The following is a 15,896-nucleotide window of genomic DNA, read 5'->3' as shown; positions in this document are numbered from 1 at the left end:
GGATCAAGTGAAGAGGGGGTGTAGGGGGATTTACTGTGCAGCGGGGAAGTGTGTGTTGCTGTGAGGGCCTCTTCGCGAGCAGGCTCGCTCCCACAGGGGATTTGTGAATGCCACAGATCCAGTGTGGGAGCGAGCCTGCTCGCGAAGGCGGCGCCTCGGTACTACGACTTACTGCGTAACCGGGGTGATATCCCGCATCGGCTTGCCTTTGACCGGCGCGCCGTTCGCGACGTAATAAGCAGCGGTGCTGCGCGGCAGCGGCTTGCGGCCACGGATCTTGTCGGCGATTTTCTCGGCCATCATGATCGTCGGCGCGTTGAGGTTGCCGGTGGTGATGATCGGCATGATCGAGGCATCGACCACGCGCAGGCTCTGCATGCCGTGCACACGACCTTCGCCATCGACCACGGCCATCTCGTCGGTGCCCATCTTGCACGAGCAGGACGGGTGGAACGCGGTTTCGGCGTGCTCGCGGATGAACTTGTCGAGCTGCTCATCGGTTTGCACTTCGATGCCCGGGCTGATTTCGCGACCACGGAACGCGTCGAGAGCCGGTTGCTGCATGATTTCGCGGGTCAAGCGAATACCGTCGCGGAATTCCTGCCAGTCCTGCTCGGTGGCCATGTAGTTGAAGAGGATGCTCGGGTGCTGACGCGGATCCTTGGATTTGACCTGGATGCGGCCACGGCTCGGCGAGCGCATGGAACCCATGTGCGCCTGGAAACCATGTTCTTTCACGCCGTTGCTGCCGTTGTAGTTAATCGCCACCGGCAGGAAGTGGTACTGGATGTTCGGCCATTCGAATTCCGGACGCGAACGAATGAAACCGCCGGCCTCGAACTGGTTGCTGGCGCCGATGCCGGTGCCGTTGAACAGCCACTCGGCACCGATCGCCGGCTGGTTGTACCAAAGCAGCGACGGGTACAGCGAAACCGGTTGGGTGCAGGCGTATTGCAGGTACAGCTCAAGGTGATCCTGCAGGTTTTCACCGACGCCCGGCAGATCGTGGACCACCGGGATGTCGAGGCTTTCCAGCAGTTTCGCCGGGCCGACACCGGAGCGCTGCAAAATTTGCGGCGAAGCGATGGCGCCGGAGCACAGCAGGACTTCCTTGCGCGCCTTGGCTTCAACACGTTCTTCAGCGTCGCCGATCAGGTAACGCACGCCGACCGCGCGCTTGCCTTCGAACAGAATCTTGTCGGTCAGGGCGTGGGTGACGATCGTCAGGGTCGAGCGTTTTTTGGCGATGTCGAGGTAGCCACGCGCGGTGGAAGCACGGCGGCCGTTCGGCGTCACGGTGCGGTCCATCGGGCCGAAGCCTTCCTGCTGGTAACCGTTGAGGTCTTCGGTACGCGGGTAACCGGCCTGCACGCCGGCTTCAACCATGGCGTGGAACAGCGGGTTGTTGCCGGCTTTCGGCGTGGTCACGCTGACCGGGCCGTCGCCACCGTGGTAATCGTTCGGGCCGATGTCGCGGGTTTCGGCTTTGCGGAAATACGGCAGGCAATCGAGGTACGACCAGTCTTCCAGGCCCGGCAGTTTCGCCCAGCCGTCGTAGTCCATCGCGTTGCCACGGATGTAGCACATGCCGTTGATCAGCGAAGAGCCGCCAAGGCCCTTGCCGCGACCGCATTCCATCCGGCGACCGTCCATGTGTGGCTCTGGATCGGTTTCGTAGGCCCAGTTGTAGCGACGACCCTGCAGCGGGAACGCCAGCGCGGCGGGCATCTGGGTACGGAAGTCGAGGCGGTAGTCCGGCCCCCCGGCTTCGAGCAGCAGAACGGTGACGCCTTCGTCTTCGGTCAGGCGGGTGGCCAGAGTGTTACCGGCCGAGCCGGCACCGATGATGATGTAATCGAATTCTTGGGACATTGAATGCACCCTCTTTGATAGTGGTCAGGTCGGACCTTGGCGAGTGCTGTGCACTCGAATCGCTGGCAAGCCAGCTCCCACAGGGATTGGGGGCTGCCACAAATTGGGTGGACGACTCCAAACCTGTGGGAGCGGGCTTGCCCGCGAAGAGGCCTTCGCGAGCAATGCAAATCTCGGGTCTTAGAACACCGAAACGTAATCGCCCAGCTCGACCTGTACCGATTTGATGCGCGTGAAGTTGTTCAGCGAGCTGATCCCGTTCTCACGGCCCACACCCGACTGCTTGTAGCCGCCGACCGGCATTTTTGCGTCGGACTCGCCCCAGGCATTGATCCAGCAGATACCGGCTTCCAGTTGATGGATCACGCGGTGCGCGCGGTTCAGGTCTTTGGTGACGATACCGGCGGCCAGGCCGAAGTCGGTGTCGTTGGCGCGGCGGATCACTTCTTCTTCGGTTTCGTAGGAGAGGATCGCCATCACCGGGCCGAAGATTTCTTCGCGCACGATGGTCATGTCGTCGGTGCAGTCGGTGAACACGGTTGGCGCAACGAATGCGCCTTTGGCGAATTCGCCGTCGGTCAGGCGACCACCGCCGCACAGGACGCGGGCACCTTGTTCCTTACCTTTTTCGATGTAGGCCAGCACGCTTTCCATGTGGGCGAAGCTGACCAGCGGGCCGAAATTGGTGTTTTCGTCTTCCGGGTTGCCGACGCGGATGCGCGCAACGCGCTCAACGATCTTGGCCTCGAACGCGGCTTTCAGATGCGCCGGTACGAATACGCGAGTGCCGTTGGTGCAGACCTGACCGGAGCTGTAGAAGTTGGCCATCATCGCCGTGTCGGCGGCGCGATCGAGGTCGGCGTCGTCGCAGATGATCAGCGGCGACTTGCCGCCCAGTTCCATGGTCACGTCTTTGAGCGACGAAGCCGAAGCGCTGGCCATGACTTTCTTGCCAGTGTCGGTGCCGCCGGTGAAGGAGATTTTCTCGATGCGCGGGTGCTCGGTCAGCCAGGTGCCGACTTCGCGGCCGCTGCCGGTCAGCACGTTGAACACGCCGTTCGGCACGCCGGCTTCGGTGTAGATCTCAGCCAGTTTCAGGGTGGTCAGCGAGGTGACTTCGCTTGGCTTGAAGATCATCGCGTTACCGGCCGCCAGGGCTGGAGCGGATTTCCACAGCGCGATCTGGATCGGGTAGTTCCACGCGCCGATACCGGCGACCACGCCCAGCGGCTCGCGACGGGTGTAAACGAAAGAGGTGTCACGCAGCGGAATCTGCTCGCCTTCTATGGCGGGCACCAGGCCTGCGTAGTATTCCAGCACGTCAGCGCCGGTGACGATGTCGACGTACTTGGTTTCGGAGAAGGATTTGCCGGTGTCCAGGGTTTCCAGCGCAGCCAGCTCATCGTTGCGCTCGCGCAGGATGTCGACGGCGCGACGCAGGATGCGCGAACGCTCCATGGCGGTCATCGCGGCCCAGATTTTCTGGCCCTTTTCGGCGCTGACCACGGCGCGCTCGACGTCGTCTTTGGTCGCACGTTGCACCAGTGCGAGGACTTCACCGTTCGCCGGGTTGATGGCTTCGAAGGTGGCGTCGCTGCCGGCGTCGGTGTACGCGCCATCGATGTAGAGTTTTTGCAGTTCGAAACGGGCCATAGTGTCCTCGCAAGTGCATTGGTGGTTGGCGTTGACCACCGCGATGACGCTGCGGTGGAGTTCAGGGGCCGAGCATTTTCTGTGTGCTCTAGCTCACCTTCTTGGCCAATTGGAAATCCATGTATTCGTAAGCGATCTGTTGCGCCTGCGCGGTGTCGAAAGCGTCTCCCGACAGCGCGCCGCGCAACCACAAGCCGTCAATCAACGCTGCCAGACCCCGGGCGGCGCTGCGTGCATCTTCGAGCGGCAGCACACGGCGGAACTGGCAGCACAGGTTGGAATACAGACGGTGATCGTTGATCCGCTGCAACCTGTGCAAAGACGGCTGGTGCATGCTGGTGGCCCAGAAGGCCAGCCAGGTTTTCATTGCCGGGCCATTGACCTGGCTGGCGTCGAAGTTGCCTTCGATGATCACCTGCAGATGCGCCCGTGGGTTGTCATCTGCCAGCGCCTGACGGCGCGCGGTGACGCTCTCGCTGAGGGCGGTCATCAGGTACCGCATCGTGGCGGCGATCAGGCCGTTCTTGTCCTGAAAGTAATGACTGATGATGCCATTCGAGACACCGGCCAAACGGGCGATCAGCGCAATGCTGGCGTCCCCCATTCCGACCTGATCGACCGCTTGCAAAGTGGCTTCGATCAATTGTTGGCGGCGGATGGGTTGCATACCGACCTTGGGCATCTTGCACATCTCCTTAGGCCTTCCGAGAGGCGAATGACGCCGATCGGATTGAGGGCCAGTCTATTTTGTTTTGATTGAACGTTCAATCAACAAAGAATAAGATCTGCGACAATTCGTCGCTGCCTACAGAAAATTCCTACGTGTAATGACGATAAAAACCGACACCTGAAACGGCTCGAAACCTGCGTGGGGCATGGCGCGGTTCGCGATTCGATGGACGTGTTGAAAGGGCAAGACGCTCGGGGCCAGGTTTCGGATGAACGTCCGTCGCCTCTGGCCACGAAAGCGAATACGCAACGCCATTTCGGCAGGTTCGGGCTTTTTTCGGAGTGTCTTTATATCACCCGCCGGTCGGCTGCCAACTAACCGATTGGTCGGGTTCCGTGATGCCTTGTGTTCTTCTCTCGCACTGCCTGGAGCATTTGTGCCATGAGTTCTGCCTCGCTAATAAAGACCCCGCCCGAGAAGGTGACGGTCAACGGTTGGGTGTTCTACACCTCGACCGCGCTGATTCTGTTGTTGACCGCCATTCTGATCATCGCCCCGCAAGAGGCCGGCAGAATGTTGGGCATGGCCCAGGCCTGGTTGTCGCGCAGCTTCGGCTGGTACTACATGGTGGTGATCGCCGCCTACCTGGTGTTCGTGGTCGGTCTGGCGTTTTCCTCGTACGGCAAACTCAAACTGGGCAGCAAGGACGACACCCCGGATTTCAGTTACGGCGCGTGGGCGGGGATGCTGTTCTCGTCGGGTATCGGCATTTCGCTGTTGTACTTCGGCGCGTCCGAGCCGCTGGATCACTACTTCAATCCGCCGGAAGGCACCTCGGCGACGAATATGGCGGCGCGGCAGGCGGTGCAACTGACTTTCCTGCACTGGGGCCTGCACGGCTGGGCGATCTACGCACTGGTCGGCCTGGCCGTGGCGTATTTCGCCTATCGGCATAACCAGCCGCTGGCGTTGCGTTCGGCACTGTATCCGCTGGTCGGCGAGCGTTGGGTCAAAGGCGCCGCCGGGCACGCGGTGGATGGCTTCGGCATGTTCGTGACCCTGCTGGGTCTGGTGACCAATCTGGGGATTGGCTCGCTGCAAGTGTCGTCCGGGCTGGAAAACCTGTTCGGCATGGAGCACAGCAACACCAACCTGCTGATCGTCATCATCGTCATGAGCACAGTAGCGACCATCGCTGCCGTGTCGGGTGTGGAAAACGGCATCCGTCGTCTGTCCAACCTGAACATCGTGCTGTTCAGCGGCCTGCTGATTTTCGTCCTGCTGTTCGGCCCGACCCTGCACCTGCTCAACGGCTTCGTGCAGAACATTGGCGACTATCTCAACGGCGTGGTGCTGAAGACCTTCGACCTGTACGTCTATGAAGGCGACAGCGCCAAGTCCGACCGCTGGCTTGGCCTGTGGACCCTGTTCTATTGGGCCTGGTGGATTTCCTGGGCGCCATTCGTGGGCATGTTCATCGCGCGGATCTCCCGTGGCCGCAGCGTGCGTGAACTGGTCGCTGGCGTGCTGCTGATTCCGCTGGGCTTCACCTTGGCGTGGCTGTCGATCTTCGGCAACTCGGCGCTGGATCTGGTGATGAATCAGGGCGCGGTGGAGCTGGGCAAGACGGCGCTGGAACAGCCGTCGATGGCGATCTATCAGTTGCTTGAGCATTATCCGGCGTCGAAAGTCGTGATTGGTGTGTCGATCTTTGTCGGCTTCGTGCTGTTCCTGACCCCGGCCGACTCCGGCGCGGTGATGATGGCGAATCTTTCCTGCAAGGGCGGCAACGTCGACGAAGACGCGCCGCACTGGCTGCGGATCTTCTGGTCGGTGGTGATCACCCTGGTGACCATCGGCCTGCTGTTCGCTGGCAACTTCGAAGCCATGCAGACCATGGTGGTGCTGGCCGGCCTGCCGTTCTCGGTGGTGCTGATCTGCTTCATGTTCGGCCTGCACAAGGCGATGCGCCAGGACGTGCAGATCGAACAGGAGCAAGCACAACTGGCCGAGCGCGGACGCCGTGGTTTCAGTGAGCGCCTGACGCAACTGGATCTGCAGCCGAGCCAATCGGTGGTGCAGCGCTTCATGGACAAGCACGTCACCCCGGCGCTGGAAGATGCAGCAGCGCAATTGCGCAATCAGGGCATTGAAGTGCAGACGCTGCTGGGCAAGGCCAAGCGTTGCATGGGCGTGCGGGTCGAGATGGAAGAGGGCAACCCTTTCGTTTACGAAGTGAGCCTGGATGGTTATCTGGCGACCCCGACCGAATCGGCGCAGTCCGATGAAGCGCGTCAGCGTTATTACCGCGCTGAGGTGTATCTGCACAATGGCAGTCAGGATTATGACTTGATGGGCTTCACCCCGGAGCAGATTACGCGGGATGTGCTCGATCAGTTTGAAAGCCATCGGCAGCTTCTTGGCCGGGTGTATAGCTAAACCTTGAGATTCAGCGGTGCAGTCAGCTGCACCGCTGAACCATTGTGGCGAGGGGATTTATCCCCGTTGGGCTGCGAAGCAGCCCTGAAACCGTCAAACGCGGTTTTACTCAATTACCGCGATTGACGACTTGGGGCCGCTTCGCCCCCCATCGGGGATAAATCCCCTCGCCACAGGTTCTCTGTTTGCAGTTGAATATCTGTACGAACAAAAACGCCGCGAAAGTCTCGCGGCGTTTTTGTGTCTGCGGGGGTTACCCCAGATTCTTGCCCAGCAACGCGTGATACAACTCGCTGTCGCCGAGAATCCCCACCACATGATTGTTATCGTGCAGCACCAGCTTGTTGCCGGTCTGATAACGGATCTGCAGCGCGTCACGCATGCCGATGTTCGAGTCCACCAGCGTCGGTTTGCGCTCCAGGCCTTCCACCGCTTGCCCCGGTGCCCAGTTCTGCAGGTTCAGCACCGAGCCGTTCTGCCGCGCGCCTTTGATGGTGTTGCCTTCGGCCAGGTCCAGCCACGAGTCGCCGCCCGGATCGAGGCACACCGAGCCGTTGATGCGTTTGCACTTGTCCAGCGTGCGCATCAGGCTGCGGCCGCAGAGCACGTTGAGCGGATTGGTGTGGGCGACGAAGGTGCGCACATAGTCGTCCGCCGGGTTGAGGACGATTTCCTCCGGCACGCTGTACTGGATGATCCGACCGTCCTTCATGATCGCGATGCGGCTACCCAATTTGAGTGCTTCATCGAGGTCGTGGCTCACAAACACGATGGTCTTGCTCAGCTTGCGTTGCAGTTCCAGCAGTTCATCCTGCAGACCCTGGCGGATCAACGGGTCGAGGGCCGAGAACGGTTCGTCCATCAGCAGAATGTCGGCGTCCATCGCCAGCGCGCGGGCGAGGCCGACGCGCTGCTGCATGCCGCCGGATAGCTCATCAGGCTTCTTGTTGCGCCATTGGGTCAGGCCGACCAGTTCGAGTTTCTCGTCGACCAGTTTCTTGCGTTCCTTCTCCGGTCGGCCCTGCATCTCCAGGCCGAAACTGATGTTCTCGCGCACCGTCAGCCAGGGCATCAGGGCAAACTTCTGGAACACCATCGCAATGCGCTTGGTGCGCATCATTTTCAGCTCGGCGGGCGTGCAGGACGCGATGTCGATCTGGCGGTTTTCATGCTCGACGAACAGCTTGCCGCGGCTCACGGTGTTGAGGCCGTTGATGCAGCGCAGCAGGCTCGATTTGCCCGAGCCGGACAGGCCCATCAGCACGCAGATCTCGCCTTTGTTGATGTCCAGCGTGGCTTTTTCCACGCCGACGATCTGCCCGGTCTTCTTCAGGATCTCGTTGCGGGTCATGCCCTGATCGAGCAGCTTGAGTGCCTCGCGCGGGTCCTTGGAGAAGATTACGTCGACGTCTTCGAAGCGAATTATGCTCATGCGTCACCCCCTACTTTGGCGTCGGGTTGTTTGCAGATACGGTCGAGCATGATCGCCAGCAGTACGATTGCCAGGCCTGCTTCGAAGCCCAGCGCAATATCAGCAGTGTTCAGTGCGTTGACCACCGGTTTGCCGAGTCCGTCGGCGCCGACCAGTGCCGCGATCACCACCATCGACAGCGACAGCATGATGCACTGGGTGATGCCCGCCGCGATGCTCGGCATGGCGTGCGGCAGTTCGATCCTTGAGAGCAATTGGCGACGCGAGCAGCCGAAGGCCTTGCCGGCGTCCATCAGTTCTTGCGGGACATCACGGATGCCCAGGTAGGTCAGGCGGATCGGCGCCGCGATGGCGAAGACCACCGTGGAGATCAGGCCCGGTACCACACCCAGCCCGAAGAGGGTCAGGGTAGGAATGAGGTAAACGAAGGTCGGCACGGTCTGCATCAGATCGAGCACCGGCCGCATCATGGTGTAGAACATCGGTTTGTGCGCGGCGACGATGCCCAGCGGCACGCCGATCAACACGCAGACCAGGGTGGCGAACAGCACCTGGGCGAGGGTTTCCATGGTTTCCTGCCAGTACCCCAGGTTGAGGATCAGCAGGAACGAGGCGACCACGAAGGCGGTCAGGCCCCACTTGCGTTGAATCAGATGGGCAATGATGGCAATCAGGCCAATCAGCACCAGTGGGTTGAACCAGGTCAGCGCAAACGTCACGCCGTGGATCATCGTTTCCAGTGTCACGGCGATTGCGTCGAAGGTGTTGGCGCCGTGTTGCGTCAACCATTCGACGAAGCCCGCGATGTACTGGCCTAAAGGTATTTTCTGATCAATCAGCATGGTAGTGAACGTCCGCATGCAAGGAAATTAACAGCCCGGGCAGGCACGCCTGCCCGGCATAAGCGGTGCCTTTCAAATCAAGGCGCGAGCTTGGCTTTCACGGCCTCCAGGCCTGGTTTACCGTCAATGGTGGTCACGCCAGCGAGCCAGGTTTCGAGCACCTGTGGATTCTTTTTCAGCCAGGCCTTGGCGGCCGCGTCAGGCTTCATCTTGTCGTCGAGGATGTTGCCCATCAGTTCACTTTCCATGTCGACGGTGAACTCCAGGTTTTTCAACAGCTGACCGACGTTGCTGCATTCTTCGGCGTAACCCTTGCGGGTGTTGGTCGCCACGGTGGCTGCGCCGAAATCGGGGCCGAAGAAGTCGTCGCCGCCGGTCAGGTATTGAATCTTGAAGCGCTTGTTCATCGGGTGCGGTGCCCAGCCGAGGAAGACCACGGCGGTGTCGCGCTTCTGCGCCCGGTCGACTTGCGAGAGCATGCCGGCCTCGGAGGATTCGACGATCTTGAAGCCAGCGGTTTTCAGGCCGAAGGCATCCTTGTCGATCATGCTCTGGATCAGCCGATTGCCGTCGTTGCCCGGCTCGATGCCGTAGATCTTGCCGTCGAGTTCTTTCTTGAATTTGGCGATGTCGGCGAAGTCATGCAGGCCTTTGTCATACAGGGCTTGCGGCACGGCGAGGGTGTATTTGGCACCCTTGAGGTTGGTGCGCACGGTGTCGACGGTGCCGGCATCGCGATACGGCTTGATGTCGTTCTCCATGGTCGGCATCCAGTTACCGAGAAACACGTCCATGTTCTTGCCGTCGGCCAGCGACTTGTAGGTCACGGGCACGGAGATCATGGTGGTTTTGGTCTTGTAGCCGAGGGCGTTGAGAACAACGGAAGTGGTGGCGGTGGTTGCGGTGATGTCGGTCCAGCCGACATCGGAGAAGTTAACGAGGCTGCACTGTGCCGGTTCTGCGGCTTGCGCCAGTAACGGCAGACTCAGCAGGGCGGCCAACAACAACGACGGGGAACCTTTCATGGATGGACTCCTTGGTGTTTTTTTTGGCAGTGTTCCGACTGTGGACCACCGCACTTATGGGTTGCGGTTGGTGGCGTTTTTGAGACAGCTCTACCGCAGCGCCTTGCAATCGAGTCATCCCGATCATGTACCAGTGAAAATCTGACGCCTACAGGGAGGGTCGTATCCAGTACAGGGATGGTCGCTTCCAGTGTCGGTGACGTCGCTTACAGCTTTTTTCCGCCCCCGATGACCTGCTCGACTGCATAAAAACGGCGTATTTGCGGGGCGAAAACGTGACGACGCTGCTGGACATGACTGCGTCGGTGTCAGACGCCGTGCGCGCCGACAAAAGCCCGATGATGCCGGCATTCGGCGGATCGCAGCTTGAGCGTAGCAGCTCCGCCAGCGGGCGCTTTTGCAGCCCGGACCGGTATTCTCAGGAGCTTCGCAGCAATGGCTATCAGCGTTTTCGACCTGTTCAAAATCGGCATCGGCCCTTCCAGTTCCCACACCGTCGGGCCGATGCGCGCCGCCGCACTGTTTGTCGAGTCGCTGCGCGGCAAGCATCAACTGGAGCAGGTGCGGCGCATCGAGGTGCAGTTGTTCGGATCGCTGTCGGCCACCGGCATCGGCCACGGCAGCGACAACGCGGTGATCATGGGCCTGATGGGCGAGTGGCCGGACGCAATCGACCCGGCGCAGATCGGCCCGCGCATTCAGGCGCTGCGCGAAACTCATACGCTTTTATTGGATGGCCGTCTGGCTGTGCCGTTTATCTGGGCGCGGGACATGCGCCTGATCGACGAAAACCTGCCATTCCATCCCAACGCCATGACCCTGGTGGCCGAAGGCGAATTCGGTGAGCTGCATCGTGACACCTACTATTCAGTCGGCGGCGGCTTCGTCGTTGATGAGGCGCAAGCGGCCAGCGGTGTGGTCGATCTGGATCGCACCGAATTGCCCTACGATTTCTCCAGTGCGGTCGAGCTGCTGCAGTTGTGCAAAAAACACAACCTGCGCGTCGCCGAGCTGATGATGGCCAATGAAAAGGTCTGGCGCAGCGAAGAAGAGATCCGCGCCGGGCTGATGAAACTGTGGCGGGCGATGCAGGATTGCGTCGAGCAGGGCCTCAAGCACGAAGGCATTCTGCCCGGCGGCTTGAACGTGCGGCGGCGTGCGGCGAAGTTGCACCGCAGCCTGCAAGAGCTGAACAAACCGAACGTCATCGGCTCGACCCTGAGCGCCATGGAGTGGGTCAACCTGTTCGCCCTGGCCGTCAATGAAGAGAATGCCGCTGGCGGGCGTATGGTCACTGCACCGACCAACGGCGCGGCGGGGATCATCCCGGCGGTGCTGCACTACTTCATGAAATTCAGCGAAGCGGTCACCGACGCCAACGTCGTCGACTATTTCCTCGGCGCGGCGGCAGTCGGCATTTTGTGCAAGAAGAATGCGTCGATCTCTGGGGCCGAGGTCGGTTGCCAGGGCGAGGTCGGTTCGGCTTGCGCGATGGCGGCGGCAGGGCTGGCGGAGATTCTCGGCGCCACGCCCGAGCAATTGTGCAACGCGGCGGAAATCGGCCTGGAGCACAATCTGGGCCTGACCTGCGATCCGGTCGGTGGCCTGGTGCAGGTGCCGTGCATCGAGCGCAATGCAATCGCGGCAGTGAAAGCCATCAACGCGGCGCAAATGGCTCTGCGTGGCGACGGTCAGCACTTCATCTCGCTGGACCGGGTGATCCGCACCATGCGTGATACCGGCGCCGATATGCATGACAAATATAAGGAAACTTCGCGCGGTGGCTTGGCGGTCAGTGCTGTTGAGTGCTGAGCCAGCCACACCGGGGTGAATGCTTCGCGAGCAGGCTCGCTCCCACAATAGATCTCCAGTGAACACAATATTTGTGGACCCCAGATTCCAATGTGGGAGCGAGCCTGCTCGCGAAGGCGCCAGACCAGTCAAAACTGCTCAACAAAAGAACACCCCAATCCAGCCGCGCCACCTTTTGGCGCGTCGCAATCAGACAAGCGTCATTGTCAGTCGTGACTTGTCAGTCGTTACCTGACCGTCCGTCGTCCGTGCTTGCGGTGACACTCTGTGCAAATCCTCTGCAGGCCAGTTCCCACAAGTGCTACCGATCTGCTCACGGGCTGCGCGGCAGGGCTCTCGCGGCATCTGATGGCACTTCGAAATGGCGTGTTCCGAGGTCTCGTATAGACGCGTCGCGAGGTCGTTTTCAGGAGTTATTGAATGGCCGTCCAATTTCAGGCACGGCAATTGCTCTGTCATAACAAAGCCTGCTTTCTCTGTGAGACGCGGGCAATAACAAGAGCCTCCGCCTGAGGCCGCCACCCGCTTTGTGTGAGGAGATACCGCGATGACGTCGTTCAACTCCGGGGCCCAACCCCAGAACCGTGCGCCTCAATCCATCGGCTTTCTGCTGCTGGACAATTTCACGCTGATTTCCCTGGCGTCCGCCGTTGAGCCGCTGCGCATGGCCAACCAGTTGTCCGGTCGCGAGCTGTATCGCTGGAGCACCCTCACCGTCGATGGCGGCCAGGTCTGGGCCAGTGACGGTCTGCAGATCACTCCCGACGCCTCCATGCACAAAGCCCCGCCCCTGGACACGGTGATCGTCTGCGGCGGCATCGGCATTCAACGTACCGTAACCCGTGAACACGTCTCGTGGCTGCAAAGCCAGGCGCGCCAGTCCAAGCGCCTGGGCGCGGTGTGCACCGGCAGTTGGGCGCTGGCCTGTGCCGGTCTGCTCGACGGCTTCGATTGCAGCGTGCACTGGGAATGTCTGGCGGCGATGCAGGAAGCTTTCCCGCGCGTGGCCATGAGCACACGGCTGTTCACCCTCGACCGTAACCGCTTCACCAGTTCCGGCGGTACCGCGCCGCTGGACATGATGCTGCACCTGATCAGCCGCGATCACGGTCGCGAACTGTCGGCAGCGATCTCGGAAATGTTCGTCTACGAGCGCATCCGCAACGAACAGGATCACCAGCGTGTGCCGCTCAAGCACATGCTCGGCACCAACCAGCCGAAGCTGCAGGAAATCGTCGCGTTGATGGAAGCCAATCTGGAAGAGCCGATCGACCTTGATGAGCTGGCAGTGTATGTCGCGGTGTCGCGTCGACAGCTTGAGCGGTTGTTCCAGAAATACCTGCACTGCTCGCCGTCGCGCTACTACCTGAAGCTGCGCCTGATCCGCGCCCGACAACTGCTCAAGCAGACGCCGATGTCGATCATCGAAGTGGCGTCGGTGTGTGGTTTCGTCTCCACGCCGCACTTCTCCAAGTGCTATCGCGAGTACTTCGGCATTCCGCCACGTGACGAGCGCGTCGGCTCCAACACCACCCAGCAGGTAGCGATGCTGCCGCTGCCGCAGGCCATCGTGATGTCGCCGCTGTCGGGGCCGATGTCAGCGCTGAGTCAGGCACGGAATGAGTCGACGTTTGCCAGCGTAAGGCTGTAGACCGAGTCTGATCGTTCCCACGCAGAGCGTGGGAACGATCAGGTGGGAGCGAGCCTGCTCGCGAAGGGGTTTCTCAGGCGCTGTGGGACTGCTGGTAATCCGCAAGGGCCGGCAACAACTGCTTGTCGATCGCCTGACGCACCGCCGGCTGAATGCTGGCGCCGCTGGTGTACATGTCCTTGACCATCTTGCGCAGTTCGAATGCACGAACATTATCCAGGCCACGCACCGCGCACTCGCAGGCCTGCTCGGCGGTGGTACCGCTCGGCACCTGAATACCCAAGGCCTTGAGCTGGCCCAACAGATCTTCCTGGTCAATCAAATCGGCGTACATCATTACGCAAATCCTTCTGTGGCAACGGAGGTCTTGGCTCGATTCTGGTGGCCCCGACCGGACGCGGCAAGGGCGTTTTGTCGCGGTGGCCGGGACGACTATGAACAGGTCGTTTTCGGCTAACCGACTGGATTGTCGACTAGGCACACTGGCCTCAGCTCGCTTCACGAAGGTTTGGTCACCCTCGCCTGGCAGCTCCTCAACAGTACCCTCCTCAGCTCCGATCCTGTCACGGCTTGATCGGAGTTTTTTTTGCCTGTGAATCAGCCAGAGATTTGTTGTTCCCGCTGGCGCTTTCGCGAGCAGGCTCGCTCCCACTTTGGAATGCGTACCCCTGTGGGAGCGAGCCTGCTCGCGAAGAACGATGACGCGGTTCAACGTTGCAACACCAGAATCCGCGACAACAACTCATCCCGGTCGACATAGCAGCCCTGAAAATGTCGCGCCCCGGTGGCTGGATCAAAGGCATTGCGCGCATGCAGCGTGCGGCGGTTGTCAAAGCACCACAACTCGCCCGGCTTGAGCCGCTGCATCAGCCGGAATCGCGGCTCGCGGGTCATCGCAATAAAGCGCCGATAGGCTCGATACAGCAGCGGCATCTGTGCCACCGACGTATCGAACGCCCCGCGCAGAAAGTTGGCCATGCGAATCTCCGCCACCCGGCCCAGCGCATCCAAAGCAATGACCGGTGCCAGGCAGCGATAGTCGCTGTGCCGGTCCTTGTTGCGGAACTCCACGGGTATTTCACACAGGGCCTCAAACAGCTGCGGATCCTCCAGACGCAAGGCGTCGGCGATCGCAAAACCATCGACGAAAATACTTTCGCCACCCTCGGCATCATTCACCAGGCAATGCAGAAATTGCAGCCCCGGTTGCAGCTCGCGAGTCGGCAGATCCGTGTGCAATGGCAGGTTGAAGGCGGTGTAGGCGTTGCTGTCGGCGTCGGCTTTGGATTGCACATTGAACAGCACGCCGAAGTTGCTTTCGCGGATGAAGGAAATCCGCTGCGCGATGAGCTTCAGCGAGCCCGGCTCGGTGGGCACGCCGCGCACTTGGGTCAGGCCGATGTCGCGCACGGCGAGCAACCATTGCAGCAGCGCGGCGTTGTCGTTCATCAGCGCGGTGTAGTCGAATACCGGCAACTGCAGATCGCTGTGCCACAAACGGGGCTGCGGTCTGCCGGCCAGGCGTTCGGCGCGGGATTCTTCATCATAGGCGTGAGCGCGCAGCCAGCCCGGATCGAAGCGGCTCAGGTGACCATCCTGCCAGTCGATGCGCAGGCTGCCATCGGTGTCGATGCGCGTGGCCAGCGGTTGCAAATCCTCGGCGGCATCGACGCTCTCGAAGACCTGTTCGCGAGTGACGCTGTAGACGCATTGATCACATGGGCAATTGTCGCGCAGCCATACGTGGTGAAACGGACTGACACGACCGTCAGCCCATTCGATGACAACGCGATCCGCCAGACCCTGCACGCCACCGAGCGCGCTGATCAACGGATAAGTACGAAAATCGGCAACAGCGACGGCGGTGTTCATGGCGGCTCCTTGGCGATGGGGGAGATTTACCGAGCGGGTGGCAGCGCGATCACGCGGCCGATGTAAGCGGGAGCGGGCAGGTCGGTCTGATCGGCGACGATGGCTTGCAGGCGATGCAACGTATCGGGGCTGAACGGCGCCGAGCGCGGGCCGGCGAGGTCGACGTGCAAAAGCATCTGTTCGTTGCCGGCCAACTCTTGCTCATCGCCGATTTTGTGCAGGCTGTGGTAGAGGTGCAGGCGCTTGCTGTCGTGGCCGATGATTTGCGTGCGCACTTCGACCTCGGTGTCGAGTTTCACTTCGTGCAGATAATTGAGGTGCAGTTCGAGAGTGAACAGCGAATGGCCGCTGGCCTCGCGGTTGCTGCTGTCCATGCCGAGGCGGTCCATCAGCGCATCGGTGGCGTAGCTGAAGATCAGCAGGTAGAAGGCGTCACGCAGGTGGCCGTTGTAGTCGACCCAGTCGGGGATGATGGTGGTTTGGTAGGTGGTGAGGTGGGGCATGGTTTCGGTTCCAACATTGATGATGACTGGACTGCCGTCTTCGCGAGCAGGCTCGCTCCCACATTGAAATGCGTTTACCTGTGGGAGCGAGCCTGCTCGCGAAGGGGCCGGAAGCGCTTTGCAAG

Annotated in this window: 12 protein-coding genes; 3 read left to right on the top strand and 9 right to left on the bottom strand. The window is 60.8% G+C overall.

The window, feature by feature from the left end; genetic code table 11:
* Nucleotides 1–168 precede the first annotated feature (168 nt).
* The 3 genes from betA to betI all read right to left on the bottom strand — a co-directional run bounded on the left by betA (nt 169) and on the right by betI (nt 4,207).
* Complete coding sequence (gene betA / locus AB4N73_RS19520; RefSeq protein ID WP_252868399.1) at nt 169–1,872, bottom strand: choline dehydrogenase; 1,704 nt, start codon at nt 1,870–1,872, stop codon at nt 169–171.
* A gap of 180 nt (nt 1,873–2,052) precedes the next feature.
* Nucleotides 2,053–3,525, bottom strand: coding sequence for a betaine-aldehyde dehydrogenase (gene betB, locus AB4N73_RS19515; RefSeq protein WP_039757620.1), 1,473 nt, complete (start codon nt 3,523–3,525; stop codon nt 2,053–2,055).
* An 88-nt stretch (nt 3,526–3,613) separates the two neighbouring features.
* Nucleotides 3,614–4,207, bottom strand: a complete 594-nt coding sequence (betI, locus tag AB4N73_RS19510; RefSeq protein WP_041476768.1) for a transcriptional regulator BetI — start codon at nt 4,205–4,207, stop codon at nt 3,614–3,616.
* A 486-nt stretch (nt 4,208–4,693) separates the two neighbouring features.
* On the opposite strand from betI, the gene AB4N73_RS19505 reads away from it, so the two are divergent.
* On the top strand, nt 4,694–6,634 hold the full coding sequence (locus AB4N73_RS19505) for a BCCT family transporter (RefSeq protein WP_223630511.1): 1,941 nt from the start codon (nt 4,694–4,696) through the stop codon (nt 6,632–6,634).
* A 253-nt stretch (nt 6,635–6,887) separates the two neighbouring features.
* Here AB4N73_RS19505 and choV read toward each other — a convergent pair whose 3' ends face one another.
* The 3 genes from choV to AB4N73_RS19490 form a co-directional block, all read right to left on the bottom strand.
* Nucleotides 6,888–8,066 carry a choline ABC transporter ATP-binding protein gene (gene choV, locus AB4N73_RS19500; RefSeq protein WP_016772804.1) on the bottom strand — a complete coding sequence of 393 codons (1,179 nt, stop codon included), beginning with the start codon at nt 8,064–8,066 and terminating at the stop codon, nt 6,888–6,890.
* The gene (choW, locus tag AB4N73_RS19495; RefSeq protein ID WP_016772805.1) at nt 8,063–8,908 is read right to left on the bottom strand and encodes a choline ABC transporter permease subunit; all 846 of its coding nucleotides are present in this window, start codon (nt 8,906–8,908) and stop codon (nt 8,063–8,065) included. The genes choV and choW overlap by 4 nt, the downstream gene beginning before the upstream one ends.
* 77 nt (nt 8,909–8,985) lie before the next feature.
* A complete protein-coding gene (locus tag AB4N73_RS19490) occupies nt 8,986–9,933 on the bottom strand; it encodes a choline ABC transporter substrate-binding protein (RefSeq protein ID WP_095181365.1) in 948 nt (315 codons plus the stop codon).
* A gap of 435 nt (nt 9,934–10,368) precedes the next feature.
* On the opposite strand from AB4N73_RS19490, the gene AB4N73_RS19485 reads away from it, so the two are divergent.
* Nucleotides 10,369–11,745 carry an L-serine ammonia-lyase gene (locus AB4N73_RS19485; protein WP_460094559.1) on the top strand — a complete coding sequence of 459 codons (1,377 nt, stop codon included), beginning with the start codon at nt 10,369–10,371 and terminating at the stop codon, nt 11,743–11,745.
* Nucleotides 11,746–12,292: 547 nt separating this feature from the next.
* Nucleotides 12,293–13,396: a choline metabolism transcriptional regulator GbdR gene (gene gbdR / locus AB4N73_RS19480; RefSeq protein WP_007949927.1), complete on the top strand. Its 1,104-nt coding sequence runs from the start codon at nt 12,293–12,295 to the stop codon at nt 13,394–13,396.
* Between the two features lie 73 nt (nt 13,397–13,469).
* Here the strand turns inward: gbdR and AB4N73_RS19475 are convergent, their stop codons facing one another.
* The 3 genes from AB4N73_RS19475 to AB4N73_RS19465 form a co-directional block, all read right to left on the bottom strand.
* Nucleotides 13,470–13,733 (bottom strand): hypothetical protein, encoded by a 264-nt coding sequence (locus AB4N73_RS19475; RefSeq protein WP_008083190.1) that lies wholly within the window; start codon nt 13,731–13,733, stop codon nt 13,470–13,472.
* 371 nt (nt 13,734–14,104) lie between these two features.
* A complete protein-coding gene (locus AB4N73_RS19470; protein ID WP_460142437.1) occupies nt 14,105–15,268 on the bottom strand; it encodes a gamma-butyrobetaine dioxygenase in 1,164 nt (387 codons plus the stop codon).
* 26 nt (nt 15,269–15,294) lie between these two features.
* A complete protein-coding gene (locus AB4N73_RS19465) occupies nt 15,295–15,771 on the bottom strand; it encodes a thioesterase family protein (RefSeq protein WP_125916607.1) in 477 nt (158 codons plus the stop codon).
* Between the last annotated feature and the right edge of the window lie 125 nt (nt 15,772–15,896).

It is taken from the genome of Pseudomonas sp. S3_B08, from assembly GCF_054667725.1.
This window is presented reverse-complemented; position numbering and strand designations above follow the sequence as displayed.

What these genes read in the sequence shown, in the direction of transcription:
- betA (WP_252868399.1), bottom strand. Translation starts at nt 1,872, where the DNA reads ATGTCCCAAGAATTCGATTACATCATCATCGGTGCCGGCTCGGCCGGT.
- betB (WP_039757620.1), bottom strand. Translation starts at nt 3,525, where the DNA reads ATGGCCCGTTTCGAACTGCAAAAACTCTACATCGATGGCGCGTACACC.
- betI (WP_041476768.1), bottom strand. Translation starts at nt 4,207, where the DNA reads ATGCCCAAGGTCGGTATGCAACCCATCCGCCGCCAACAATTGATCGAA.
- choV (WP_016772804.1), bottom strand. Translation starts at nt 8,066, where the DNA reads ATGAGCATAATTCGCTTCGAAGACGTCGACGTAATCTTCTCCAAGGAC.
- choW (WP_016772805.1), bottom strand. Translation starts at nt 8,908, where the DNA reads ATGCTGATTGATCAGAAAATACCTTTAGGCCAGTACATCGCGGGCTTC.
- AB4N73_RS19490 (WP_095181365.1), bottom strand. Translation starts at nt 9,933, where the DNA reads ATGAAAGGTTCCCCGTCGTTGTTGTTGGCCGCCCTGCTGAGTCTGCCG.
- AB4N73_RS19485 (WP_460094559.1), top strand. Translation starts at nt 10,369, where the DNA reads ATGGCTATCAGCGTTTTCGACCTGTTCAAAATCGGCATCGGCCCTTCC.
- gbdR (WP_007949927.1), top strand. Translation starts at nt 12,293, where the DNA reads ATGACGTCGTTCAACTCCGGGGCCCAACCCCAGAACCGTGCGCCTCAA.
- AB4N73_RS19475 (WP_008083190.1), bottom strand. Translation starts at nt 13,733, where the DNA reads ATGATGTACGCCGATTTGATTGACCAGGAAGATCTGTTGGGCCAGCTC.
- AB4N73_RS19470 (WP_460142437.1), bottom strand. Translation starts at nt 15,268, where the DNA reads ATGAACACCGCCGTCGCTGTTGCCGATTTTCGTACTTATCCGTTGATC.
- AB4N73_RS19465 (WP_125916607.1), bottom strand. Translation starts at nt 15,771, where the DNA reads ATGCCCCACCTCACCACCTACCAAACCACCATCATCCCCGACTGGGTC.